Origin of the sequence: Bradyrhizobium tropiciagri (assembly GCF_018130545.1) — a bacterium.
In the GTDB taxonomy this organism is placed as follows: domain Bacteria; phylum Pseudomonadota; class Alphaproteobacteria; order Rhizobiales; family Xanthobacteraceae; genus Bradyrhizobium; species Bradyrhizobium tropiciagri_A.
Window position 1 is genome coordinate 1014083 of record NZ_JAFCKF010000003.1, and the last position, 25273, is coordinate 1039355.

At 59.5% G+C, this 25273-nt stretch carries 18 protein-coding genes and 1 pseudogene; 4 read left to right on the forward strand and 15 right to left on the reverse strand.

Features of this window, described 5'->3' with window-relative positions:
* Positions 1–45: 45 nt before the first annotated feature.
* Genes JQ616_RS17530 through JQ616_RS17540 form a run of 3 tightly spaced genes read right to left on the reverse strand, consistent with a single transcriptional unit; the run spans position 46 to position 3581 of the window.
* On the reverse strand, positions 46–768 hold the full coding sequence (locus JQ616_RS17530; protein WP_212016207.1) for an HAD family hydrolase: 723 nt from the start codon (positions 766–768) through the stop codon (positions 46–48).
* The gene (locus JQ616_RS17535) at positions 765–1829 is read right to left on the reverse strand and encodes a PEP/pyruvate-binding domain-containing protein (RefSeq protein WP_212016208.1); all 1065 of its coding nucleotides are present in this window, start codon (positions 1827–1829) and stop codon (positions 765–767) included. Before JQ616_RS17535 ends, JQ616_RS17530 begins: the two co-directional genes overlap by 4 nt.
* A 9-nt stretch (positions 1830–1838) precedes the next feature.
* Positions 1839–3581, reverse strand: a complete 1743-nt coding sequence (locus JQ616_RS17540; protein WP_212016210.1) for a PEP-utilizing enzyme — start codon at positions 3579–3581, stop codon at positions 1839–1841.
* A gap of 153 nt (positions 3582–3734) precedes the next feature.
* On the opposite strand from JQ616_RS17540, the gene JQ616_RS17545 reads away from it, so the two are divergent.
* Positions 3735–5174: a PLP-dependent aminotransferase family protein gene (locus tag JQ616_RS17545; RefSeq protein ID WP_212016212.1), complete on the forward strand. Its 1440-nt coding sequence runs from the start codon at positions 3735–3737 to the stop codon at positions 5172–5174.
* Positions 5175–5223: 49 nt separating this feature from the next.
* On the opposite strand, the gene JQ616_RS39655 is transcribed toward JQ616_RS17545, so the two are convergent.
* From JQ616_RS39655 to JQ616_RS17575, 6 genes are all read right to left on the reverse strand, one after another.
* On the reverse strand, positions 5224–6684 hold the full coding sequence (locus JQ616_RS39655) for an alpha/beta fold hydrolase (protein WP_283812641.1): 1461 nt from the start codon (positions 6682–6684) through the stop codon (positions 5224–5226).
* Between the two features lie 232 nt (positions 6685–6916).
* On the reverse strand, positions 6917–7312 hold the full coding sequence (locus JQ616_RS17555; RefSeq protein ID WP_212016214.1) for a nuclear transport factor 2 family protein: 396 nt from the start codon (positions 7310–7312) through the stop codon (positions 6917–6919).
* 144 nt (positions 7313–7456) lie between these two features.
* Positions 7457–8635, reverse strand: a complete 1179-nt coding sequence (argE, locus tag JQ616_RS17560; protein ID WP_212016216.1) for an acetylornithine deacetylase — start codon at positions 8633–8635, stop codon at positions 7457–7459.
* A 7-nt stretch (positions 8636–8642) separates the two neighbouring features.
* Positions 8643–9356 carry a DJ-1/PfpI family protein gene (locus JQ616_RS17565; protein ID WP_212016218.1) on the reverse strand — a complete coding sequence of 238 codons (714 nt, stop codon included), beginning with the start codon at positions 9354–9356 and terminating at the stop codon, positions 8643–8645.
* A gap of 166 nt (positions 9357–9522) precedes the next feature.
* The gene (locus tag JQ616_RS17570) at positions 9523–10710 is read right to left on the reverse strand and encodes an amino acid aminotransferase (RefSeq protein ID WP_212016220.1); all 1188 of its coding nucleotides are present in this window, start codon (positions 10708–10710) and stop codon (positions 9523–9525) included.
* 16 nt (positions 10711–10726) lie between these two features.
* Positions 10727–12055, reverse strand: coding sequence for an MFS transporter (locus JQ616_RS17575; protein ID WP_212016222.1), 1329 nt, complete (start codon positions 12053–12055; stop codon positions 10727–10729).
* A gap of 422 nt (positions 12056–12477) precedes the next feature.
* Between JQ616_RS17575 and JQ616_RS17580 the strand changes: the two genes are divergently transcribed.
* The gene (locus JQ616_RS17580) at positions 12478–13479 is read left to right on the forward strand and encodes a GlxA family transcriptional regulator (protein WP_212016224.1); all 1002 of its coding nucleotides are present in this window, start codon (positions 12478–12480) and stop codon (positions 13477–13479) included.
* A 229-nt stretch (positions 13480–13708) separates the two neighbouring features.
* Here the strand turns inward: JQ616_RS17580 and kynU are convergent, their stop codons facing one another.
* The 4 genes and pseudogenes from kynU to JQ616_RS17600 all read right to left on the reverse strand — a co-directional run.
* Positions 13709–14917: a kynureninase gene (gene kynU / locus JQ616_RS17585; RefSeq protein WP_212016227.1), complete on the reverse strand. Its 1209-nt coding sequence runs from the start codon at positions 14915–14917 to the stop codon at positions 13709–13711.
* An 8-nt stretch (positions 14918–14925) separates the two neighbouring features.
* Positions 14926–15765 (reverse strand): tryptophan 2,3-dioxygenase, encoded by an 840-nt coding sequence (gene kynA, locus JQ616_RS17590; RefSeq protein ID WP_212016229.1) that lies wholly within the window; start codon positions 15763–15765, stop codon positions 14926–14928.
* Between the two features lie 25 nt (positions 15766–15790).
* A complete protein-coding gene (locus tag JQ616_RS17595; RefSeq protein WP_212016231.1) occupies positions 15791–16606 on the reverse strand; it encodes an alpha/beta hydrolase in 816 nt (271 codons plus the stop codon).
* 351 nt (positions 16607–16957) lie between these two features.
* Positions 16958–17173, reverse strand: a pseudogene (locus JQ616_RS17600) (cytochrome P450); the annotation flags it as partial.
* A gap of 463 nt (positions 17174–17636) precedes the next feature.
* Between JQ616_RS17600 and JQ616_RS17605 the strand changes: the two are divergent.
* The gene (locus JQ616_RS17605) at positions 17637–20879 is read left to right on the forward strand and encodes an adenylate/guanylate cyclase domain-containing protein (RefSeq protein ID WP_212016233.1); all 3243 of its coding nucleotides are present in this window, start codon (positions 17637–17639) and stop codon (positions 20877–20879) included.
* A gap of 1257 nt (positions 20880–22136) precedes the next feature.
* Here the strand turns inward: JQ616_RS17605 and JQ616_RS17610 are convergent.
* Entirely contained in the window at positions 22137–22655 is a 519-nt protein-coding gene (locus tag JQ616_RS17610) for a hypothetical protein (RefSeq protein ID WP_212016236.1), read from the reverse strand.
* A 238-nt stretch (positions 22656–22893) separates the two neighbouring features.
* Positions 22894–24231: an alpha/beta hydrolase gene (locus JQ616_RS17615; protein ID WP_249136842.1), complete on the reverse strand. Its 1338-nt coding sequence runs from the start codon at positions 24229–24231 to the stop codon at positions 22894–22896.
* A gap of 392 nt (positions 24232–24623) precedes the next feature.
* On the opposite strand from JQ616_RS17615, the gene JQ616_RS17625 reads away from it, so the two are divergent.
* On the forward strand, positions 24624–25271 hold the full coding sequence (locus tag JQ616_RS17625; RefSeq protein ID WP_212016238.1) for a CoA transferase subunit A: 648 nt from the start codon (positions 24624–24626) through the stop codon (positions 25269–25271).
* Positions 25272–25273 lie beyond the last annotated feature (2 nt).

Sequence of the window (25273 nt, forward strand, 5' to 3'; positions counted from 1 at the left end):
AACTTCCTTCAAGGTGATCCGACGCCAACGGCATCAGGAGAAGTGTCAGGATGTTGTCGTCCTGCGAGCGGCACCACCACGCGCATCGCCGATCGCGGCTCGTATGACGTTGATTGCAGAAGCCGTGTTAGTGATCTCAAAATGAACGGCTTGCATGCCGACGGCTCTGGCGCCGGCCACATTGCGCGCCTGATCATCGACAAAAAGCAAGTCAGATAGAGGCAGATCGAGCGCCGTGGCGATTGCCTGATATGCCCGCGAATCCGGCTTCAGGATGCCGGTGTGGCTCGCATCAACCATCGCATCTACCTTTCGCAAGATCTCCAGCGAAGCGACCCATTCCGGGCCATGAAACAATTCGAGCTCGTTGCTCAAGACTCCCGTCTTGAGCCCGTGCGATCGAATTTCATCCAGAAGATCGGCCATGCCAGGCCTGATCCAGTCGTCGCCCAGCGCCGCGCAGACACGCCGGTAGAAGTCGCGCGGCGTCCAGTCCTCCCCAAAAAGACGGCCTACCTCCGAGGCGCGCCGGCGCCAATATTCACGTTCGCTGATCTCGCCCGCCAACATGCCGCGCCAAAGGTGATCGAGCGTGGGGTCGAGCGGCCCGCACCAACTGATGGACCCCTTCGGCAGATCGAGCCTTTGCTCTATCAACAAGCCTGTCTCGAACGGGGTCATCGATAGTACGGCGCCAAAATCGAATACTACCCCCTGGATCGGCACCGCGCGGGCCGCTGGGCTCCCGGAACTGACGTCGATGCTCATTTCCGAACTCCGCTGCCGCTCATGGCGTAGCGGCCGGCGTAAGCCATGGGATCCCATTGTGGCTCCTGAACCTGCTTATTGGCCAAGGTGGTGATCGGTCGGGTCTGTACGATCGTCACTGGATCGTGTGGCAACGTCCGATCCATCACCCACTCAACGTCGACCGGCACACCATAGTGCGCCTCAATCGTGCGAACGCTACGGACGAGAGCTGCAATCTCTGCGGCTTCGAGCACGCGCGAATTGCGAAAGCGGCTTGGCATGGGCCGCTCGACCACACGGCCTTTACGATGATCGAAGACGGATACGATCTTCTTGTCGGCAATCGTGTAATCCAGGATTCGGCCATCGTCTTTGTCGACCTCGACTCGATCCGGCGTAACCAACCCTTGCACGACGGCCTCGCCCCAGCCCCACGAACCCTCGACGACAATTCGCGATGGCTGGTGGGTTACGGGATGAACCGAGAAGGCGACACCCGAGCTGCGGGCTGGCACGAGAGCGATGATCCCAACCGCCATAGGCCGGTCCCAATGCGATAGGCGGTTTGCGAGCCGATATGCAAGAGCGCGATCGTTGAAGAAACTCGCCCAGCAAGAACGCGTCGCTGCAATGACATCCTCCACACTCGAGATGCCGAGATGAGTCACGTACTGCCCCGCGAAGCTCGCTGTTCCGGAGTCTTCGTCCGTCGCAGAGCTTCTCACCGCGGTCGCTATGTCGATCTCACCGCGCTTGTAGCAGAGCTCCTCGTAGGCCTCGCTAACGGCCTCGACAACCGACGCCGGGAGATCGACGTCGAGCACCATACGCTCGACCTCGGCGGCCGCCTCCCGTAGATCAGCGAGCCGGGCCGGATCTAGGCTGGCAATCCGTCGCTCAATTGCTCTATCCAGCCCCGCTTGAACGAAGAATTTGCGAAACATGGCAGTCGTAACGACGAAACCGTCCGGTACACGTAAGCCGATACGACGCAATTCAGCTAGTCTGCTTATTTTGGGTCCGGCGGAGGCGGTGGCCCCGCCATCAATCTCGTCTAGCCAAAGGATAGCCTGGTCCATCACGGCACCTTATTCGGCCGCTAGCGGCGCGACGCTCGAGATGATCCGCACGGTGCCGGTGTCCCCGTCAACTTCGATAACATCGCCGGTCTTGACCACGGTCGTACCGACGCCGACACCGACAACACAGGGAACACGATACTCTCGGCTGATGATCGATGCGTGGGTCAGCGTACCTCCGCCGTCACAAACACAGCCGGCAATCTTCGTGAAGGCTGGTGTCCAGCTCGGCGTCGTGCCTTCGCAGATGAGAATTTCGCCGGGTTCGACGAGATGCAGATTGGCGGCATCATGCAGCACTCGCGCAACGCCGCGGCTACGGCCGGCCGACGCAGCAACGCCTGTAAGCTCGGTCGTCCTCGCGCCGTCGCCGCGCACTGCCGAAAGGAAATGGTGATGAATACCAAAGATTTCAATCATCACCGGATCCATGACCTCGTCCGGCACGGTACCGAGCACTTTCGGCATCTTGCCCCGGCGGGCGAGCCAGTGGTTATAGTAATCACGTCGATCACGGCAGGTTTGGCGAACAGCGGACCAGGCAAGATCGCCGCGGGCGACTGCCGCTAACTCGGCATGGAACGAGAACAGACAGTCATCCGGTCGTTCGGTTTCGAGCGCAGCACCTATCGCTAGAGCTGCTTTGCGCAGCGGCACAGTTGCACGCAGGTCAATATAATAATTATGGTCCTCGTTCCACCACGGGAAGTTCGCTTGCTGGCAGCTTGCCAAGGCACCATCGAAGGCCTCCTGCTCGCTGCGCGTCAACCGGCCGCGGGCTCGATCGACTGCGGTCTGTCGCTCCTCGGCGGATGCTGCAGCGCTGGCGTCGAAATCAAAGTCCTTACCCTTGGCGAGGAAACTCTTGATCGACCCCAAGGCCGGAACGGCGTTTTCCGACCAAGGAGCCAGCATCGGATCGGCGATCCCTTCAGTACGCATGCCGTAAGTTGCGATCATCGCGTCGAACTGCTTGACCCAACCTGCCGATGCGGGGTCAGTGCGCAGACTTTGCTCAAGGCGCTCCACGGGCACCGACGCGATCTTGGCTCCGACTGGCGTGCCGCGGGCTGCCTTGGCGAGCTGCCAAAGAACGCGATCACATTCCATCATCTTGGTGTCGTAGCCTTGAAGAAACTTGGCAATTTCCCCTGGCGCAATCTTGAGTTCTCCGCAGAGCCCGTAGAAGCCGAGATAGTTGGCCAGCAGGGGATACATAATCCCAAAATGGATTTCCCAGGCGCGCTTGTGAAAGCTTCGCGCATCGATCAAAAACTGACCAAGCTCAACGAGCGTCTTCCCGTTCGTGTCATAGGCTTCAAAATAGCGTGACCCACTTTCGAGCTCCTCGACACAATCTGCCCAGATTTGCGGGAAGTTCTTGAGGAACGGTGGCAATGTCTTAGCGATACGCATTGCTCGCTGCTGAATCTCGTAGGGCGACGGACCGATCGCCTCCGATCCGTACGCGTGAATCCCGGCCAGCCGGGGCACAAGACCGTTACCGGGAGGTAGAGGCAAGCTTGCCGCAGCAAATTGCGTGCCCCAAGCGTAGCAGTCCTCGAGATAGACCGTTCCGAGCGGGCAGAACCCGCTCGGCCAATGGAAATCGACGAACCAGAAACGCTTTTCGTCTTCTTTGCGAAACGGTCGCGGCGCTTCGAAATAGAAGGGAGCCGAGAGATATTCAGGCTTGAAACCTGGATACCAGTCGGCGCTGACAAATTCATCGACTGGAATAATGGTCGGCATGGCGTTTCCTTGGATGGGTTGTTGTCAGTGTCGAACCGGATAGATCGCAGGGTGCGATGACGGACTAGACCAAAACCGCTGCTGTACTGATAGTGTCACTTTTCCGCAAATATGATAATGACAGCGGACGAAGACCGCCGTAGGCCAATTGCGATGAAGCGCTATCAGGAAGTCGTTCGCATCGTTCACCAACGCATCGAATCGGGCGCCTTGGCACTTGGCCAGAAGCTGCCGTCGGTGCGCGCCATGAGCGAGCAATCGGGGTACTCGATTGTCACCGTGCATCACGCCTACGCTCTTTTGGAAAGCGAAGGAGTAATTGAGGCAAAGCCGCGATCGGGTTTTTACGTCGCGCGCTCCCCCCGGCCCTTCGCCGACTCGCCACTCAGAACGCGCGCCGTCCACAGCGCGGCAACGCCTGTGACCGTGCCAGCACTCACCTACGCCGTGATGTCGTCTTGGCACGCCGGTGGCGGCGCCGCCTTTGGCGCACTCTACCCGAGCCAAGACCTATATCCGCACGCGGAGATCAATAAGCATCTGTGCCGCGTGCTGCGCCAGGGAACACGGGCGAACTCGATTACCCTATCAGGCCTCGCGCCGGAGGGAGACAGCATGCTGCGAGAGGCCATCGCCAAGCGTGCAGCGCTCCGCCACGTCTTTGTCGACGCCGACGATGTGCTTGTCACGCAAGGCGCAATGCATGGGATGAACCTTTGTCTCGATGCGCTGACCCAGCCAGGCGATCTCGTGCTCGTGGAAAGCCCAACATTTTTTCCGCTGCTTGCTGCGTTGCAGCGTCGTCATTTGGTTGCCGTCGAAATTCAGTCCCATCCACGAGGCGGCATCGATCCCGATCATTTCGACCATCTGATCAAGCGTCATTCCGTCAAAGCTTGCGTCCTGATGCCGGTAAATCACTATCCCACCGGCGTTACCTATCCCGACGACGTCATGCGTCGCGTGGTGGCGAGCGCAACCCGTGCAAGAATTCCCATCATCGAGAATGACGCATTTAGCGAATTGACCTATACTGGCAACGCGGCGGCGTCGCTGAAGAAGTACGACACCAGTGATCTGGTCTTTCAGCTCGGCAGCTTCTCAATGTCGCTCGCGCCCGGTTACGGCATCGGTTGGATCGTTAACGCCAGCCACCGCGCCGTACTCGCCGAGCAAAAATTCTTCGGTAATCTGTTTAGCGGAGGGCTGGCTCAGCGCGCAGTCGCCGAATATCTGCTAGCCAACAACTACGATCGTCACTTGCGCCGCCTGCGCGAGACCTTGACTACGCGGATGCGCCAAGGCCTCGCCTTGGTCTCGCAGAGACTGCCGGGTCACTGCGCGATTTCAAACCCTGGTGGTGGCTACATGTGTTGGTTACGCGGTCCGAAGGAATTCGACTCACTTGCTGCATCGCACTCAGCACTCTCGGCCGGCATCAGCATCCTACCCGGCCCGATCTTTTCGGCGACCAATTCCTTTCACAATTTTATCGGCCTCAATCTATCGGTCGAGTGGAGCGAGGAGAATGCGGAAAAGATTGGAAAGGTGATCGACCTAATCACCGGAGGGCCTCGCTGCAGAAAGAACTAACGTACGCAGCCGGCCGGCGACGCCAGCCGCAACAAATCGGACGCTTGCCTCAGACAATCCAATCCGAGTGAAATTGATGCTCGGACACGCCCGATAGCGTTACGGAAGAAGCCTCACCATCAAACGTGAGCACAGTGTTGCCGGATGCATCGTGACCGACCGTGGAGTGCAAGCCACCGTCGAGCTCGATTCGATCTCCCTGGCTACCGTTGAAGTCCGTAATGACGTCCTTGCCACTACCCGAGCCGAAGACAAAAGTGTCGGCACCCGCACCTCCGGTAAGGACATCGTTGCCGCCGCCCGCCAAGATGTCAGCGCCAGCTCCACCAACGATCCGATTGGGTTGGTCGCCGCCGACCAAGACGTCGCTCCCATTTCCTCCAGCGACAACTAGCCCTTCCGTCTGTGTAACATCATGCAACCAGTTGAATATTTCGTTGTCGCTGTAGCGCGCATTCTCCTGAAGCTGAAGGTCGTGCCCGGCCGCTGGCACAACGATCGCTTGATAGGATGACGCGCCATTGAACCACGCGTGTTCGTCAAGCGCCTGGCGCACTCCACCGGGATCGTCAAACAAAAGATCTTGAGCACCGAAGATCGAGAGAACGGGCGCTTTGATGGCGTTTGAAATCGCCGAATCGCTCAAGATTCGCACGAAGTCGCCAAGTTCCCCTGTTGTTACGGTTTGCTTATTGGCTTCGTCCGTGGCGATGACTCGCGGAGTAGAGTCCGCGACGTTGTAGAACAGCGATCGGTCTCCTGCAGCGGTGGTCAGATAACCTGGCTGCTGCTGATCCAAAGGCAAGTTCGAGTCAGTCGATGCAGGGACCAAGCTGGCCGGTACCATCGGAAAGTTAGGACCAGCGTAATGTGTAAATCCGGTGAGCACGACGCCATCCACGTCGTTGAATGTTCCAGCCTCCTGAACCGCAAGGCCTGAGCCGAGGGAATGCCCGACCAGAATGATGTTGTCGTAGATGTGTCCGAGAGCGCCGGCTTTGATCTGATCAATGATTTGGTGGGTTTCGAATGCTTCATTTACCAACGACACTTGGTCAGCTGACGGCTTCGAGCTTTGGCCTAATCCCAAGCGATCCAAGTTTAGCGTGGCGAATCCAGCCTCTTTCGCTGCCTGAACAAATGAATAGCGGCCCGATACATCGGGCATGTTCCAATAATCGTGATCGTAGGTGGCGCCGCTGAGCAGTATGAGAAGCGTTCCACCAGTCGCACCAGCGTGATGGGGCTGCGATTGCTCTCCCCAGATCTGTACTTCCTGAGGGTTTCCGGAGCCGAGCTCGACGTTGAAGTGAATCTGATGCGGCGCCGTGTTGTTATCGCTTCCGCTTCGCGGCCCCTCACTTCTATCCAAATTCGGCGCGGCGCGGTCACCCCAAACTATCGGATTTCCGTCGACGTTTGACTGCGACAGATACGGAGTATCTAGATCGATGCCGTCTTCATGGAAGAGCCCATTCTTCGATACGGCATGGACACCTTGCTGCTTCATCATTGCCCCCCGGTAATCATACGTTGAGCTCACAAGCGACGGTATCGTAGCCGGCCTTTCCATGACGAAGATGCCAAATCGCCCACCTTTCGTGCCAAGCAGCGCCGACGGCGTTCACGCGAATTCAGCGCGCTGAGAGATCTCAGGAACGACAGTCCGACTGCCAATCAGCTTCTTTTGGGCCTTCGACTTCTATGCCGCACATGCGCAAGCACAACGGCCAATTCGCGCCTCACTCATCACCCCAATCGAGCGGGACATACAGCTCAGCAGTTATGTTCCAGCTGGTGGAGTAGTGCCATCTCGCCATATAACTTCCGCGGATCACCTTGCGTCGCCAACGCCCCTCCCAGATTCCAGTTTCGGCCGCGGTCGACCCGCCGACATCGACCGTGACAGGTTCTCGGTGATACTTGACGAAATCCGGGTCAGCGAAGCTTTGCTGAACCGCTCGAGCCATCGCTTCGGCGCCATCAATAACGCTGCCATTGCTTGCTACGATCTTCACATCTGCAGAGAGGATTGCGACGATAGGACCGACCTCTCGGGACGCAATCGCAGCATTGGACCGCATGCGCAATGCTCGTATCGCGAGTTCGGCGCCTTCCGAACTGTGCTCTGCACTCATACCCTCTCTCCATGAATCCTTAGAACGCGGACGAAGCCATCGGGCTCGACCGCGATCAATTCACAAAAGAACCCTAGATCGATGATCTTCGCCACTGCACGATCGCGCGGATGCATCCGCTGTCGAGCCTGTCACGTCGCGCGCCTAACCAAGGCTCTCCGCGAGGCGCAACATGAACGCCGCGCAGCGATGCAATTGATCGATGGTCACAAACTCATCAGGTTGGTGCGCCTGGTTTATTGAACCTGGGCCGCAGATCACGGTGGAAAAACCGGCTTCTTGAAATTGACCTGCCTCAGAGCCAAAGGCTACTGCGCGACGGGGGCCACTGTCGTGGGTTAGCATACGTGCAAGCGGTTCTGCAGGTCGGCCGTCCTCGAATGAGAGCGCCGGCACCAAAGCGCATTGCCTGCACGTCACTCCGGCAAGGGGGAACCGCTGCCTTGCCTCGGCGTCAACGACCGCCATCTCCGTGAAGAAGGGCTTCAGCAGCGCGTTTCGATCGCGGCCAGGGATGGTCCGCAGATCCAACGAGAATACACACTCTTCAGCAAGAATGTTGGAAGCTGTGCCGCCGTGTATCTTGCCGATGCTCAGCGTGGAGAACGGCGGCTCAAACGCTGAGTTTCGATCAGACGCATCCTCTTCGTGCTGCGCGATCTCCACTAACCGTCGCATCAAACGGACAGCCATCATGTTGGCTGACAGACCGAGATGAGGCAGGCTCGAATGTGCGGCATGCCCTCGTACCTTCACCTCATACAAGACGCCGCCTTTGTGACTGCCGACCACGGCCATATCCGTGGGCTCACCGATGATCGCCACGGACGGTCGTGGCATCAACTTTGACAGTCGACCGATCATCGCCGGAGCTCCGACGCAACCGACTTCTTCGTCGTATGACAAAGCGAGATGTATCGGTCGCTTCAGTTGCTCGGGCGACGCAAAGAGCGGTGCGGCAGCCAACGCGCAAGCGATAAAGCCCTTCATGTCGCACGTGCCACGACCAAATAGTCTGTCACCTCGCCGCACCATCCGAAATGGATCGCTTGACCAATTCTGTCCATCGACGGGCACCACATCGGTGTGCCCCGACAGTATCACGCCGGTTCCACAAAGAGGTCCGAGCGTCGCGTAGAGGTTCGCCTTTCTGCCATCTTCACTGATCATTCGGACCGAAGAGACATTCAGCCGCGCCAAATAGGTCTCGACGAACGCAATCAGCTTCAAGTTCGAATGCCGCGACGTCGTATCGAACTCAACTAGCTTTGCAAGTAACTCAATGGCTGTTGCGGCCAGGGTGGATTCGTCAAGCGCAGGCATATGGGAACTAGCTCGATGGCGCTTTAACGCCGAGCCGCACGGCTGCCCGGCGAGCGGTATGTTCGCGACGCGTTGTCAGTGGTCGAACAGCTTGACGTACCTTTTCCAATATGTGCGAAGGAGCGGTCTCCGGAGTACCGGTCTTGAAGGGTGGCTCAGGCGAGTATTCCATCAGAAGCGTGATGGACTGAGCTACTTCATCACCGCGAAGCTCGGCTGCTAGCCGTATCGCTGCGTCGAGCCCGGCGGTTACTCCGGCTGCAAACACCCACTTTCCATCGACGACCACTCGCTCATCAACAGGGATTGCCCCAAACTCTTCAAGGAGATGGAATGACGCCCAATGCGTGGTGGCCCGCTTGCCAATGAGAAGGCCTGCCGCCCCGAGGATGAGTGCGCCCGTGCAGACCGAGAGTACACTCTTGGCGCCTGCAGCCTGCCGTCGTAGCCAGGCCAGGATTTCCTCGTCGTGCATCAGGGCTTCCTGCCCGGCTCCACCCGGCACGTGCAGCACATCCAGTTGTGGCGCGTCTGCTATGGCAACATCCGGCGTCAGCCGCAAACCCTTGTGATCACGAACGGTATCGGTCGTCTTTCCGTAGAGACGATAGGTCGAGTTTGGAAGTTGCGCCAAAACCTGAAGAGGTGCGGTCAGGTCAACTTGATCGAGTCCTTCAAAAACGAGTGAGCCAATACGTAGAGGCGTATCGAGCGGGATCATGTTTGGTTTCCTTGGCAGAGCTGACTTAATCTTATCCGGGGCTCGCGAGGCGGAAATGCCAAATTGCCTGCATTTCGTGCCACGCCGTGTCGGAACGACCAACGATTTTCCGACGTATCGAAAATTGTCTCGCAGCGGCGCCGCTACTTTGAGATCAGACGTGGGTTCACGATAGCTCCGCGTTACTTTCCTTGAACGCTCCGACGTGGGCCAGAGCGGCCACCAACGTGTCGCCATCCGCGGCCCGCATGCCCGCAAGATTGACTCGGCCCGAAGGCGCCATGTAGATGCCGTGATCGAGGCGCAAGGTAGAGATCTGGCGCGGTGTAAGTGCAAGGTTTGCGAATAACCCGCGCTGGTTCGCCAGGAACTTCAGTTGGGGCTCCAATCCGGCGACCGTCCGCCTGACGTCGGTTATCCGTGCACACATCCGGACGAGCTCTTCGTGCCAGGCGAGCCGGAGAACGCTCGATTCCAAGATGGTCCGCACCAGTGCGGCCCCATGATCGGGAGGCATCGACCAACTAACACGAGCCAGCCTTGCCATGTTGCTATCGATTGCAGCACTTTTGGTCGTATCGCGACTAAACGCGAACAGTGCCCCAACCCGATCCCGGTAGAGGCCGAAGTTCTTGTCGCAAGAGTAGGCAACCAGCGCCTCATCGACCGCAGCTAACACCAACCTCATTCCTGACGCGTCTTCATCGAGGCTGCGGCCGAGCCCTTGGTAGGCAAGATCGATGAACGGGAAAAGGCCGCGCTCTGCAATCAGCCCAGCCGTCTCCGACCATTGATCGGCATCTAAGTCAGCACCGGTTGGATTGTGGCAACATCCATGAAGCAGGACGACATCACCTCGTGCGGCCTGGGACAACGCGCCCATCATCTCGTCGAACAGGACGGTTTGGGTCGCAGTATCAAAGTATCGATACGGACGCACCTTGGCGCCGACGGCCTCGAGTATCGCAGCATGGTTCGGCCAGGTGGGAACACCGACCCAGACCTGCGCTCCCGGCTGCGCAAGCGCCACCAGCTCAGTACCGAGCCGCAACGCTCCACTCCCACCGGGGGTCTGGAGGCCCGTGATGCCGGTAGCGCGCGCCCCGAACAAAAGCGGCTGTAACGCAGACACAAACAGGATGTCCCCTTCTGGCCCGAGATATGCCTTGGTGCGCTGGCTCTCCAATAGAATACGCTCGGCGGACTTCACCGCCGACATGACCGGCGTCAATCCGGCGTCGTCGCGATATACGCCTACGCCGAGATCCAGCTTTTTCGTTCGCTTGTCGTCTTGATAGGCCTTTATAAGGCCAAGAAGGCTGTCGGGCGGCTGGTCTACCAGGCTGTCGAACATGGTCGTTTGGTCCTTCTTATCGATCTATTCTTGCCTCTTCGCCGGAGCTGACACGCCCTAACAACAGAGCCGAGAAGAGGCCGACGGCAGCGACGATCGACAGGTAGATCCCGGGTGCTGCCTTGTCTTCACCCGTAGCGACGATCCATGAGGTAATGAGGGGTGTAAAGCCGCCCGCCAAGGCCGCAGCGAGATTGTAGGAAATGGCAAGACCGCTAAATCGTAGCCGCGTGGGAAAAAGCTCAGCTGCCAAGGCTCCGAAGGTACCGGACACCAAAGCACACACCACTGCTGCAACGGCGAATAGGAGATAGAGATCGACGGTCTTGCCTAGGATCGCCTGATAGAGCGGGTAACTGCCGACTATGAGGAGGAGTGCTCCGAGCTGAAATATCCTCCGGCGAGGCAAGAGGTCGCTCACGAAACCGACCGCGACAATGCCGAAGGACAACAAGCCTACTGCATAGCTGATTACCGAGGTCGCGATCTTGACGTCGTAGCCTGCCACGCGGCTGAGGTAAGGGGTCATTCCGACGTTGAGGATCGCGATAAAGGCTTGGTTGATTCCAACTATACCCACGCCGAGAAGCACAGGCCCCCAGTACGACCTGATCACCTCCATCGCGGGGATTTGGGCAGTCCGCCTTTCACCGAGCGACTTGAACAGTTCTGATTCCTGCATCTTGCTCCGCAACAGGAATCCCACCACGCCGAGCACGCCACCAACGGCGAATCCGATCCGCCAGCCGTACGATTGCACTTCGTCGGCTGTAAGATAGGAATGCAACATCGAGCTGACGAAGACTGCGATAAAGCTGCCAGTATTGACGCAGAAGAACATGACGCCACACGCCAATCCAGCTCGACGGGGAGCGGTTTCGACGACATACGTAATGGCGCCGGGAAGTTCGCCGCCAACGCAGCATCCTTGGATGAACCGCAGAAAGATAAACAGAACAGTGGCGGCTAATCCAATGGTCTCGTAAGCCGGTACAGCAGCCATGGCCATAGTGGCGGCAGTCATCGTAATCAGCGAGATCAAGAAGGCTCTTCTGCGGCCGAACGTGTCGCCGACGTGACTAAAGAGTACACCACCAAACGGACGCGACAGATACCCGACGGCAAAAACCGCGAACGTATTGACGAGAGAAACAGCAGGGTCTTCTGCCGGAAAGAATGCCTTGGCGATGTACTGCGCGAAGACGCCGTACGCAATGAAATCGTAGAATTCCAATCCACCCCCGATGCTCGCCAGCGAGATCGTCTTCCAGTCGAGCCCTGCAAGCCCGCTTCGTGACTCGATCTTGCCGACCTCCGCCGCCGATCCGTCCGCCAATACTTTCATTTACAATCCTTCCTGCGATGAAAAGCGCGATAGATCATCGGTTCTGTGCACGCGCACAGCTAACACCAGACAGCTTTGCTGCCGATCGGCGAGATCTGCCGATATCAGCTGTCGAAACCGTCTCTCGTCGTCGTTCGCGGAGGCAAAGAAGCGCATATCCGGTGCTGCGGCACGCCTTGCGCGTCTGGCAAGCCAGCGACGTCGACAACAGCTTGCGTGCATGATGTCCGGTTGTCAGCGCCCCTCACTGCATGGACCACCGGCCAGGCCCTCCACGCTGGCACTGAATGAACCAACCACTCCGACGAGATGCGAGAGGCTCGGTACCCCCGAAGCCATCACGGGACCAACGTGGAGGAGTACTCCTGACATCCGCGCAAACTTCACCTTGCGAACAATGGTGGAGTTTACTATCGAGCAGTATGGCAAGAACGACAAAGCGCCCACCTTTTGCGCCAATCGCGCCGAAGCGCGTCGTATTCTTGGCGTATGAGGGGCACCAGCCGCTCGATCTGGTCGGGCCACTCCAAGTATTCGCCCTCGCCAATCGTGAAGGCGCCGCGCCGGGTTATGAAATCATCGTTGCCGCAATGCAGCGCGGCCGTGTGGATGCTTCGGCTGGTCCCAGCCTTGTCGTTGACCACGGCCTTGAAGCCCTCGGGTCTGCCGACACGTTGGTGATACCAGGTGGCCCCGGGGTCGAGGCTGCGGCACGAGAGCGGCAACTCGTGCAAGCCCTTCGCCGCACTGCAGGATCGATCCGCAGGGTCTGCACGGTTTGTACCGGTTCATTTCTGTTGGCGGAGACCGGCTTGCTCAGTGGAAAACGGGCTACCACCCACTGGAGAAGCTGCGCGGACCTTGCGGCCAAATATCCCGACATTGAGGTTCTGAGCGACCCGATCTTCGTGCATGATGGCGGATTTTGGACGTCGGCGGGGGTAACCGCCGGGATAGACATGGCTCTGGCACTGGTCGAGGACGACTGCGGTCAGGCGATGGCTGCACGGGTTGCACGGGACTTGGTGGTTTACTTGCGCCGGCCAGGCGGCCAGGCTCAATTCAGCGAGCCGCTTGCTTTGCAGCAGCGATCGAACCAAGGCGACTACGGCAAGTTGATCGAACTGGTTGAGTCGACATTGAATCGCTCATGGTCTATCGACGAACTAGCAAAAACCGCAGGACAATCGCCTAGAACTTTTCAGCGCCGCTTCACCGAAGCCGTTGGTCGATCGCCTGCTGTGGCGATCGAAACCCTTCGGATTTCACGCGCCCGTTTGATGCTGGAGACAACGCGAGCTCCGCTAACCGTCGTTGCGTCAAGATGCGGCTTCGGATCACAGGAGCAAATGCGACGAGCGTTTCATCGGCAGCTCGGCGTTACGCCTGGCTGGATTCGAGAGCACTTCGGAAAGCTTGGTTAACGTCGGCTTCGGCGACGGTATCTGCTAGTTGAGCTCGCAATGGTCATTCGACCTCGCGTATGTGACCAGGCCTCCTATAATTCTTGACGATATTTTTGCTATCCGTGCGACGTGATTGGCGCGTTTCCTCATCGAGAGGCCTCTTGGATTGCATGGCCGCTTCAATACATGATAAGCCTCGCGTTGGTTGCACGGAACGCGGCGAAGCTGCAGTCGAAAGTGGTGTCGCCTACGTCACCGCATTCACGACCTGATATTCCGGCCGACGCCACACCTCTCCGCCAACAACTTCTTCGATGATCTCGGCCGCACGCAAGATGTCGGTCTCGCCGACATAGAGCGGCGCAATGCCAAATCGCATGATATCCGGCGCACGGAAGTCGCCGATCACGCCGCGGGCGATGAGAGCCTGCATCGCGGCGTAGCCTCCATCAAACGCGAAAGAGACTTGCGAGCCGCGCTCGCCGTGGGCACGTGGCGTGACCAGCTTCAGCGATGGGCAGCGGCGCTCGACCTCGGCGATCAAGAGATCGGCCAGAGCCAATGAGCGCGCGCGAACTTCGTCAATATCGACGCGGTCCCAGATGTCGAGCGACGCTTCCAGCGCCGCCATTGCCAACACCGGCGGTGTGCCCACCCGCATCCGCTCGACGCCGGCGGCAGGTGCGTAGCCAAGATCGAAGGCAAACGGCTTGGCGTGTCCCATCCAGCCCGAAAGCGCGACACGTGTTCGATCGGCGTGGCGCGGCGCAACGTAGACGAAGGCCGGGGCGCCAGGCCCTCCATTGAGATATTTGTAACTGCAGCCGGCGGCGAAATCCGCGCCAACGCCGGCAAGATTGACAGGCAACGCACCGGCGGAGTGTGCGAGGTCCCAGACCGTAAGGATCCCGAGTGAGCGCGCCTTCGCGGTCAGCTTCGCCATGTCGTGCCGACGGCCCGTACGGTAATCGACTTCGGTAAGATACAGAACCGCGACTTCGTCCGACAGCGACATCTCGACCAGCTCCGGCGCCGTCAGCCGCAATTGGTGGCCGCGCCCAATCGTCGCGATCAGCCCTTCAGCAATATAGAGATCAGTCGGAAAGTTCCCGGTATCCGACAGAACGATCTTGCGCCCTGGCCTCATATCGAGTGCAGCTGCGAGTGCCTGATAGACTTTCAGCGACAGCGTATCACCCATCACGACCGAGCCCCGCTCGGCTCCGATCAACCGTGCGATCCGATCACCTACGCGACGCGGCTGCACGTACCAGTCAGCCGTATTCCAGGCGCGAATAAGTTCATCGCCCCACTCTGCCTTGATGACGCGATCAACCCTCTGCGGGACCCCGAGCGGTAGCGCGCCGAGCGAGTTGCCATCGAGATAGATGACGCCGGCCGGTAGATGGAAGAGAGCCCTGGTGTCGTCGTAGACGCGGAGTTGTTTCTCGAACATAGCCGTTCTCACAGGATGGTGCGGACGCGCCAGAGTTCCGGAAACAGCTCGACTTCCAGCATCCGCTTGAGATAGCTGACACCACCGGTACCGCCGGTACCGCGCTTAAAGCCGATAATGCGCTCGACGGTCGTGACGTGATTGAAGCGCCAGCGGCGAAAATAGTCCTCGAAGTCAACCAGCTTCTCGGCGAGCTCATAAAGGGTCCAATTTGCCTCCGGCGCCACGTAGACCCGACGCCACGTTTGCAAAACACCCTCGTCGAAGCGATGAGCTTCGCGAACGTCGCGAGCCAGAACGGTTACCGGCATTTTGAGGCCGCAGCGATCAACGAGCTGCAGGACCTCTTGATAAAGGCTCGGCGTGGCGAGCTCGGCTTCGAGCAGAGCCATCACCGCGACGTCATGGGCGTGCGGCTTGAGCATCGCATGGTTGCGATTGCCGAGAAGATATTCGATCAGTCGATACTGAAAGGACTGAAAGCCGGAGGATTGTCCGAGCCGCGAGCGGAAGTGCGTGTACTCGCTGGGCGTCATGGTGCGGAGCACATCCCAAGCGTTGTTCAATTGCTCGAAGATCCGAGACACGCGCGCGAGCATTTTCAACGCCGCCGACACTTCATCTCGCGCTATCGCGCGGCGCGCCGCGCTGAGCTCGTGGATCGCAAGCCGCATCCACAGCTCGGAAGTCTGATGCTGGACGATGAACAGCATTTCATCATGGGCATCCGAAATCGGATGCTGTGCGCCGAGGATCACGTCGAGATTGAGATAGTCGCCGTACGACATCTTGCGCGCGAAATCGATCTCGGCGCCCTCATTTGCAGGATCGAAGTCTTGGTTGCTCATGACGGCTCCTCCAGACCTTTCCGAGCTATTGCCAATCAAGCCCGACGAGACTCCGCGTGATGGCGGAAGACGGATCCTTCAGCCCATCGACAATCGTAAAATGGTTGTGCCCAGGCGCGACGACCGACCGCGTCGGCACGTCGAAGCCAGTCCAGACATTCGCCATCAGCTCCCCCTGGCGGATGAATTCGGGGCGTTCCCAAGCGCCAACCCAGGTCGTGAGCAACGAACCGCCCCGCGGCAGGTGCAGAGCGGCGCTTTCGATCGTCGCCTCTTCGATCGTCAAACCAAGCGTGTCGTTCATCTTGGTCTTTAGAAGCGGCCGCAGATCGTGCAGACCGCTGATCGACAGGGTTCCGGCGATGCGGTCATAGATGGAAGGCTCGAGGCGGCTGTCATCGCAGAGGATTCGCGTCACCAGATGGCCTCCCGCTGAATGACCGGCGAGCCGGATTGGCCCCGCGACCTGCGCCGCAGCAGTCGCGACCGCGGCAGCTATCTCTGCCGTGATCTCGGAGACCCGCGCGGTCGGCGCCAGCGTGTAACTCGGCAACGCCATCGCCCAGCCAAGTTGCCGCGCTCCCTCGGCCAGGTCCGTCCAGAACGACTTGTCGAACCGCATCCAGTAGCCACCATGCACGAAGACGACAAGGCCGTTGGTCTCGCCGTCGGGAAGGACCAAGTCGAGGCATTGCCGGTCGCGTGATCCGTAGGCGATATCGGCCTTGAAAGATGCGAGCCCGGCGCGGTACGCGGCGGCCCGTTCCGCCCACAGCGCAGGCAACTTGTCCGAGCCCGGCACATGAGCCGAGTTGGCATAGGCATCGTCCCAATCGCGCATCGTAGGGGCCCACCGACGGTTTTGACCGCAGACAGTCTGCCACTGGCGCCGGCTGCGAGCCAGCTTTATTTTAAGCTTAAAGGATCATCTTGGTATGCCAGCTGTTCGACTGACGGCTTTGACCAGGCCTAGTCATTGTCCGAGAAGGAAGAGAGCCGTCATCGCCGCGACAGGTCCCAGCAGCAATCTAGACCGATGCTCCGTCCGAGATTGAGCTGGGAACTCCGATGAAAACTCATCGACGAATGTCAAGAATGCGGTCGAACGCATGGGTCTTGAAAAGCTCAGTACTATGAAGCGTGGAGATCGGGCATCGCACAAGGCTGTCGGAATCCTGCTCGGTCTCGCCGCTCAGTTGCCGGGATCCCAGACCACCGGCAAATTGAGCAGCCCTCGAAACGCCCAACCACCGATCCGAACGGGCTCGCCCTTTGCAAGCCTAAGGTTCTTCAACCTTTTGGAGACAGCGGGCAGCGCGACATCGGCAATCATCGCACGGGAGGCCCACGCTCCCGGGCTTTTGCCGAAGAGCGCGCACGGCACGAAGTGCCGGCCGCCTCCATTGGCACCAGGACCGCTCGTCAACCGAGGGCCGCGACGTGGGTTCCTGGCCAAGCAAAAGCGGCCGCCAAAAGACTTCCGTAGAACCACGGGATTTCGCCTTGCGCCCGGCGGTCCTCGCTGAGCGTCGTGTTTGTGCAGTGTCCGCCCGACACCTTTACTGCTGGCACGGAGAAGCGAGAGCAGTTCGAGATTCCGGCGGAAGTCGGTCGCCAATTCGTTGCAGACATCCAGGCCTGCGGTCACCACCTGCCATGCTAAAATCGACACGTTGACGCATTGCGGCAAAGACAGCCGATATTGCCGTGTTGACGTCAAGTAATCGCGGTTCACGGACGATTTCTTCCTTTCGAAGCCGATGTTTACGCCGCATCTGATCAAGGGTCTCTCCGTGAGCAGGTCGACAAAAGGTGGCGGATGCATTGAGATCGCGGATCGTTTATGAGAACGGTGAGGCGTAGCAGACCATATGCCCAAGCCGAACGGACCGAACGCGGGTTTTGTCAAGGATTGGCTGGAACAGCTAGGGCTGTCCGGCTACCTACAGGCGTTCCTCGATAACGACATCGACGCCGGCAATGTGGCGCATCTGACCTCGACCGATCTTGTCGAACTCGGCGTCACGTCAGTCGGGCATCGCCGCCGGCTACTCGACGCGATCGCAAAACTTGCCGTTGAGGTGCAGCGGCCCGAGCCTAAGGAAAGCCCGTCCCCTCGGTCGCTTGCACCCCGGCCGATCGCCAACGCCGAGCGGCGACAGGTCACAACCATGTTCTGCGACCTCGTCGGCTACACCAGACTGTCCTCCGATTTCGACCCCGAGATCGTGCTGGAGCTCCTCACCAGTTACAAGGATGCCTGCGCCACGCTGATCGAGCGGTATGGCGGATACGTGCTGCGCTATATCGGGGACGGCGTGCTCGCGACCTACGGATATCCGCGCGCGCGCGAGGACGACGCGGCACGCGCGGTCGCTACCGGGCTGATGCTCGCCGAGGAGATCGGCAAGCTGGTGACACCAAGCGGAGAACAACTCCATGTACGGATCGGCATCGCCACCGGGTCGGTCGTCGTCGGCGACCTGGTCGGCCATGCCGCCATTGAGCGGGACTCGCTGGTAGGCGAAGCACCCAACTTAGCCGCGCGGCTGCAAGGCGAAGCCGGGGCCGGCGAGGTGCTCATCGCGGAAACGACTGCAAAAATTATCGGCGGACAGTTCCGCCTGGAAAAGCTCGGCATGCGAAGCCTGAAGGGCTTCAGCACGCCGGTCATGGCCTATCGTGTGATCGGGGAACAGCGGGGTGCGACCCGCTTCGACGCTGTGCACGGCGCAGTCAGCTTGCCCATGATCAGTCGCGAGCACGATATCTCCCAACTGGTTGACCGCGCCGCCACGGCCCTGCTCGGCCAGGGCCAGATCGTCGTGATCACCGGCGAGGCCGGCATCGGAAAGTCGCGCCTGATCGAGGAGATGCACCGCAGGCTCGAGATCAGACCGGAACAGCGTGTGGTGCTGCAATGTTCACCGATCCACACCAACCGCCCGTTCCATCCGATCACCCACTATCTCGACTACATGACGGGCGTGGAAGCGCCGGATGCTGATGTGCGCCAGCTCGACAAGCTCGACGCAATGCTGCGCAGGCTCGGCCAAGCGAACCCCGAACGGCTGGCGCTAATCGCCGAACTGTTGCGGCGCGAGAGCAGCGACCGAAGGCTATTGGTGCGGCTTGCGCCCACAGAAATCAGGGCACGCACCATCGCGGCGCTGCTCGACATAGTCGAGGCGATCTCGCGCGAGAGCCCAATCATCGTCATCGAGGACGTGCACTGGGCGGATCCCTCGACCAACGAATGGTTGGAGCAGCTGGCCGGAATGATCCGCGGCCTTCCGGTATTGCTGGTCGCGACCATGCGCCCGGAGGAAATGCCGCAATGGGCACAACGTTCCGGCGCAAGCATTCTGAAACTGGCGCGGCTGCAGCCCGACGAGATCAGGCGGCTAATCAATACCATCGCCGTCGCGCGCAAGATGCCGACCAGTATGATCGATGCGATCGTGGTGCGCTCGGATGGCATTCCGATCTTTGCCGAGGAATTGGCCCGCAGCCTGCAGGCGATGGGGGACGGCTCTCCCGGCGCGACGGATGCGAACGCGATTCCGGTAACCCTGAACGAAATCCTGCTGGCGCGGCTCGACCTGCTCGAAAATGGCCGCGAGACCGCGCAGCTCGCGGCGGCTATCGGGCGCGACGTCCCGCTCGATCTGATGATAGCGGTATCGTCCTTTGGCGAGGCCGCAATGCGGGAAAGCATCGAGGGGTTGGTCGGAAGCGGCATCTTCGTCACGCGTCCCAGCGGCTTTGGTGATGTCGTCGATTTCCGCCATGCCCTGCTGCGCGACGCCGCCTATCACCTGCTACTTCGGCGCGACCGGTTGCGCGTCCACAAGCTGATTGCCGACACCATCGAGGCGAATTTTCCCGCAATCGTTGACAGCATGCCGCACTTGCTGGCGCACCAGTTCGCGGAAGCCGGGGACCATGCCGCCGCCATCATCTATCTGGAAAAAGCAGGACGCGACGCCGCGCGTCGTTCGGCGGCGGTCGAGGCAGTCGCACATTTCACCGCAGCGCTGGAGCAGACCTCGCGCCTGCCACCGGGAGGCGAACGTGACGTCCGAGAATTCGACTTGCGGCTTGCCATTCTGGGGCCACTGATCGCAGCACGTGGCTATGGCGCGGGCGAGGTCGAGGGGCAGATCGCGCATGCCGTCGAGCTTTCGGCGCGCATCGGCGGCGGCGAACGCATCGTTCCGGCGCTGTTCCTGAATTGGATCGCCCGCTTCAATGAAACCGATGTTCGGATTGAAGTGGCCCGCCAGATCATGCGGGTGGCGGCGCACGGCAGCACGCTAGACAAGCTGATCGCGCATCGCTGCATGGGCACGACTTTGCTGTTCCGTGGTGAGTTCGCCGCGGCGATCGCTCAGTTCGAGCTATTCCAGAAATTGTTCATTCCTGAACAACACAACGATGCGCTGAACAAGGTCGGCGCCACCGTCCATGCCGTCACCGTCAAGGTCGGGCTTGCCGAAGCCTGGACTATGCTCGGCGACATAGAGCGAGCCGGCATCTGGCGCAAAGCTGCGCTCGACGCTTCCAACGCGAGCGGCCACTACCAGACGATCTGTCATACCACCGCCTTCGCAGGCGGCCTGCTCGCCGCCTTGATGGAAGACGCCAACGATCTTGCCTTCCATGCCGTGCGGTTGCGGGACCTCACGTTGCAGCACGACCTGCCCTACTGGCGGCCGCACGCCGATCTGCTTGCAGGCATGGCTGACATTCATCGGGGATATGTCGAAAAGGGCTTCCGTCTGGCGCAGCACGGTATGCAACGCATGATCGCCGAGCGCTTGCCCTCGCTGTCTGCGTGGTGCGTGGTGTTCACCGGCGGCTGTGTCAGGGCACACCGCCCCGAGGAAGGGCTCGCGACTTTGGCAGGTATCGCCGGGGAGATCGATACCGGCGAGCGCTGGACAGCTGGCGAGTTTCACCGGTTACGCGGCCTACTACGCCTGCAATCCGGCGATAACCCGGGTGGCCTTGAGGACCTCGCGGAAGCGCAGCGGATCGCTATTCAGCAAGGCTCGGCACTGATCGAGCGCCGCGTTAAGGCTGATCGCGAGCGGGTGGCCAAAGCAAGCTGAACTTTCATCGCACCTATCGGCCATTTCCCTCTATGACGCGGCCTTAGGTCGGCAGCGATTCAAGACCAAACGTGGGTTCAAGGTGCGCTCGGAGGGCGTTCGCATTTGATGCGATTTCAATGGGTTACAGGGGCCAGGAACGACTCGAGGCGCGTTTCGTGGGCAAAAGTGCCTTTTGGCCCAACCGCTGAATAAGAGCCCTTCCCTAAACGAGGTCAGGTTGGCCTCGTCGCTCATAACGGTCTGATTGCAACTTCGTGTCCTTCCGCAGCTTAGGAATAAGAAGGCCCCCCACAGGCTGAAGCAGCGGTACGGGTTCAGCCATTGACTCGGTGCTGGGGATTTCAGCGTCTCAGTTCAGGAAGGAAACGCCGCTGGGCGTTTATTTTTATGGCCGGCGCCGTCCTTTCTAGGGAGTTGCGGCAAATCAATAGGAGCCTTTGCACAAGTGGTAAGTTGTCGCGCTGCACCGGGGCATGTGGCAGGTCCAAGACGAGGTCGAGCCATGAGCACTGTCCCTTTAGACGTTGAACGTAAATGCGAGCAGCGGTGGGCCGCCAGGCGTAAGCAGTCGGTTCTAGCAGGAGCCCCCGAAAAGCACGCCGCCGAAAGCCCGATTGAACCGCCTGTCGTGCTTATAAAGGCTGAGCAAGAAGCGACTGTTTCAAACCCTCCGGCCCGCGAAGCAGGAGTTGTCGGGCCTCGCTGAAATAGCGCTGCCGCTCTAATGACCACGTCAATACTTCCTGACGATTGTCCGGTTAGCATCGGGAAGCCGGCATTGCGGAGCCCGCCTGAAATTCCGCCAACGGGACAAGCCATTTCGGGTCCTGGCTGCGCACTTTTGTGATCCCGCTCAACCCGCCGGTGCCACGGTATCGATACCCAGCGAACTCAGCACGGCCCGGGCTCGATCGGGCAACGGACCTTCATCGGAAAATGACTTTAAAGCGCGCAACTTGAGCCAACTTGTGGCGTCGGCACCGTAGGAAGACGGGATCGGAAAAACGTGGCACAAACTGCACTATCACACTAGGTTCCGTTGGACGTAGGCTCTGGCTCCAACACGCAGGAGTAGAGTCATGGGCAGTGAACTCCTCAAGAGCGTCTGCATAGGTCCTTTTCGGACTTTGCCCCTTCGTCATGATCGGCATAGCGATGATCGTGCAGTAAGCGCGATCTGGCAGCTAGCCCTACCGATGCACAGCATTGGTTTACCGAGCAACAAGTTCAAAAGTCCGTGCTTGGGCACAGCGCTCAAGGCTTCGTCGAACGGAATTGCTCACCCGTCACCTCGGAAATGCGCCTCAAGACCCTGTTTAGCGCTGTTCGAACAGAATCATTCGTATAGGGGTCGTCCGGATGTGGTGGAGAACCGTCCTTGTTGAAATATGGCCGCTCGTCCATTCTGCGTCCCCATTCGACGTCTGCCTGGCGGACAAGTTCCTCAAGGCGATCATCTGAGGCGAGAACTCGCTGGCAGTAGTCGGCCAAAGCGCGGAGCGGCTGATCAAGGTTGTTGAGCAGCAGCATGCTTCCTTTGAGTTGGCGTGGCAACAGCGCCTGCAATGCTCCCGTCGAATCCAACAGATTGCTTCGCAACCATGTATCGATCTCTATCTCGGCCGCCTGCACTTTGGAGACCGCGGAGCCGCCTTTCATCGCGCCCGGACCAAGCATCCGCCCGATAGCTTCGTTCGCCGTGAACTTTCGCCCTTGGCGGATTTCGCGTTCAAGTTCAGCCTCCGCCTTTGAACGTTTGTCGTCATCGCTCATCGAGTTGTCCTTTCTTGCAAGCCCAAGGCCCTGGGGCGGCAATCCGGGGGGCGCATAGCCCCTGCGCCCGGCATGTGATGCCCTCTCTGATTGCTCCGCGCCCCCCGTTCGAATGCCCGCGATGTACGAGATAGTGCCGATGCACGGAGCCATGCCGCCACCGCCGAGTGCAACAGCACCGGTCCACTAACCTCCGTAATGTGCGGCGCGGCTGTCGCTAGCCGGGTCGTCGAACGTTTCATTTGGCGGAGACTGTTCGTGACGTGTCTTCACCGAGTTGCTGTCCTTGAGCGAGCCTGCGCTCCAACATGCCCATGACGGTGTTTATTGCGTCAAACGCTCTCGAGTGGGAGTCGTCTCCTCCCAGGTGCGTCAGATCGAACACCAAGATCTTCTGCCGTGCAATCGCACTCTTGTATGGTTCCTCCTCAGGATTGATATCTCCGACACGGTTCGTCCCTCCCGAAATCGACTTTGAGATTTTCAGAGCGACATCGTCCTGGGACAAGAACAAGCCAATGCGGGGGCGCCGAGGGCCCATTCCTTCGACAACTTTGATAAACTCGTCAAATGCAACGTCGGGCGCGACCAACGCCACGTTCTTCAGCTTCGACATCGTTCCGCCGCGCGGTACTTTCACACGGAGTGCATCAAGAGTTACCAGGCAGCCCATGGAGTGGCAGACAAGGGTGATCTCGTTAACGCTGGGATTCGAGGTCACGACAGCCAAGAGCTGGGACAGCGACACGCCCGATTGCATCGCGACCTTGCGGTCGTGCTCATATGAACCGAGGTTTGCCGCTCCCTGCGACGGCCAAGAAAAGAGAACCGGAATGACCGGAAGCCTGCCGTCCTCGACGAACTGGGCGTAGCGGTACACCGCGTCGTCGAAGCGATTGTTAAATCCATGAATGAAGACCATCGCCTTGCTGCGGTGCTTTGACCTTGCCACAGTAGTGACGGCTTTTTCGAACGCGGTGCGATCCAGATATTCTGCCGACGTCGTCACGAACTCTTTGCGTGGGTCGCCTGGAGGGGATATCGGCCACTGTATTTCGCCGACCGCACGGGAACCATCTGGTGGAATGGAAATCGTGACTTGGCCAAACGCCAGCTCGTCCGACGGCTCTCGGCTAAACATCTCACCAGCGTCGCTGCTGGATCTGGCCCGCGTCGTTCCGACAAGGATAGGTACTTGCGCGGCGGCTTCGACTATCTCATCGCTTGGCACAAGCACGCCTTGCAGGGGCCGGATCGTGCAAGAGCAGCAGGTCGCGACCACTAGCAAGGCAATTGCAACCTGAACGGAGGCGACAGTTCGGCTCCCTGGATGCATTCGGCCTGCGCCTTTCCCGTTCGGCCGTATCGGCCCCCAAATCTGTAAACCGGGACTTTGCGGACGCGCCCTCAGTTTTTTCCGCTCGCTTGTTCGACTAGACAAGGTGACGAAATAGCCGGCGTAGAGTGGAGACATTCCCAGATTCATTGAGTGGCCAGTGCCCCGGCATAACCACAAGCCGGCAGTCAGGCGTCGCCGCTGCCATCCTCTGAAGGTCGGCTGGCGCAATCCAGCCATCTTGCTCTCCCCCAGATAACGAGATGGGAGTGCCCGATCTCGGACATACGCTGCTCGAGCTCGTGAATCTCCCATTCGCGCGTGAGATTGACCAGAGCGCCAGTCCAGATCCCATCTGAGACGCCAGCCGTCTAATTCAGGATTTCTGCCGGATGCGCGTGATTGACATTGACTTAAGTCAAGGGAGCGATCGTGGACCATCGTCAGCGCCACCGTGAATGACCGGTCTCCACTGGTGCGCAAATTATGGGCGGATGCGCTGGATAGCATTGGGATCAAGCACCGCGCCGACGACGAATGATGCGGGCCTTGACCCAGATCAACCTCGCTATCACGCCGAACGGCAGTGTCCGCAGGATCATCCCACTTCGGATCGATTGCGGAGTCTGATCATGAAGTCCGTTTCCGCCGAAGAAGCCGTCGCGATGATCCCGAACAATGCGCGCATCATGATTGGCGGTTTCATGGGCGTGGGCACGCCAGAGCGCCTGCTCGACGAATTGGTCCGGCAAAAGAAGTCGGGCCTGACGTTGATCAGCAATGATGCGGCCACACCTGGCAAAGGCGTCGGCAAGTTGTTCGAGGGGGCGCAAGTATCGAGCATGATCGGCACCCATATAGGATTGAATCCGAAGGCACAGCAGCAGATGCTGGGCAAGCAGATCACGGTCGACTTGATTCCGCAGGGCACGTTCGTCGAGCGTATCCGTGCGGGCGGCTGCGGCCTTGGAGGCGTCCTGACACCCACCGGCGTCGGCACTCTCGTGGAAGATGGCAAGCAGAAGATCGAAGTCGACGGCAAACCGTACCTGCTGGAGAAGGCGCTGCGCGCCGATTTCGCGCTCGTGCACGCCTTCCTGGCCGATTACGCCGGCAACCTGTCCTATGCCCTCACCGCACGGAATTTCAATCCGGTCATGGCGATGGCGGCAGATACCGTGATCGTGACCGCCGAACACATTGTTCCCGTCGGCGTGATTGCTCCCGATCACGTCATGACACCGGGACCACTAGTCGACTATCTCGTTGCGAATGGGTGAGC

What these genes read in the sequence shown, in the direction of transcription:
- kynA (WP_212016229.1), bottom strand. Translation starts at nt 15,765, where the DNA reads ATGAGCAACCAAGACTTCGATCCTGCAAATGAGGGCGCCGAGATCGAT.
- JQ616_RS17575 (WP_212016222.1), bottom strand. Translation starts at nt 12,055, where the DNA reads ATGAAAGTATTGGCGGACGGATCGGCGGCGGAGGTCGGCAAGATCGAG.
- JQ616_RS17565 (WP_212016218.1), bottom strand. Translation starts at nt 9,356, where the DNA reads ATGATCCCGCTCGATACGCCTCTACGTATTGGCTCACTCGTTTTTGAA.
- JQ616_RS17555 (WP_212016214.1), bottom strand. Translation starts at nt 7,312, where the DNA reads ATGAGTGCAGAGCACAGTTCGGAAGGCGCCGAACTCGCGATACGAGCA.
- JQ616_RS17570 (WP_212016220.1), bottom strand. Translation starts at nt 10,710, where the DNA reads ATGTTCGACAGCCTGGTAGACCAGCCGCCCGACAGCCTTCTTGGCCTT.
- JQ616_RS17625 (WP_212016238.1), top strand. Translation starts at nt 24,624, where the DNA reads ATGAAGTCCGTTTCCGCCGAAGAAGCCGTCGCGATGATCCCGAACAAT.
- JQ616_RS17595 (WP_212016231.1), bottom strand. Translation starts at nt 16,606, where the DNA reads ATGCGCGATTGGGACGATGCCTATGCCAACTCGGCTCATGTGCCGGGC.
- JQ616_RS17530 (WP_212016207.1), bottom strand. Translation starts at nt 768, where the DNA reads ATGAGCATCGACGTCAGTTCCGGGAGCCCAGCGGCCCGCGCGGTGCCG.
- argE (WP_212016216.1), bottom strand. Translation starts at nt 8,635, where the DNA reads ATGCCTGCGCTTGACGAATCCACCCTGGCCGCAACAGCCATTGAGTTA.
- JQ616_RS17535 (WP_212016208.1), bottom strand. Translation starts at nt 1,829, where the DNA reads ATGGACCAGGCTATCCTTTGGCTAGACGAGATTGATGGCGGGGCCACC.
- JQ616_RS17545 (WP_212016212.1), top strand. Translation starts at nt 3,735, where the DNA reads ATGAAGCGCTATCAGGAAGTCGTTCGCATCGTTCACCAACGCATCGAA.
- JQ616_RS39655 (WP_283812641.1), bottom strand. Translation starts at nt 6,684, where the DNA reads ATGAAGCAGCAAGGTGTCCATGCCGTATCGAAGAATGGGCTCTTCCAT.
- JQ616_RS17605 (WP_212016233.1), top strand. Translation starts at nt 17,637, where the DNA reads ATGCCCAAGCCGAACGGACCGAACGCGGGTTTTGTCAAGGATTGGCTG.
- JQ616_RS17615 (WP_249136842.1), bottom strand. Translation starts at nt 24,231, where the DNA reads ATGGCTGGATTGCGCCAGCCGACCTTCAGAGGATGGCAGCGGCGACGC.
- JQ616_RS17540 (WP_212016210.1), bottom strand. Translation starts at nt 3,581, where the DNA reads ATGCCGACCATTATTCCAGTCGATGAATTTGTCAGCGCCGACTGGTAT.
- JQ616_RS17610 (WP_212016236.1), bottom strand. Translation starts at nt 22,655, where the DNA reads ATGAGCGATGACGACAAACGTTCAAAGGCGGAGGCTGAACTTGAACGC.
- kynU (WP_212016227.1), bottom strand. Translation starts at nt 14,917, where the DNA reads ATGTTCGAGAAACAACTCCGCGTCTACGACGACACCAGGGCTCTCTTC.
- JQ616_RS17580 (WP_212016224.1), top strand. Translation starts at nt 12,478, where the DNA reads ATGGCAAGAACGACAAAGCGCCCACCTTTTGCGCCAATCGCGCCGAAG.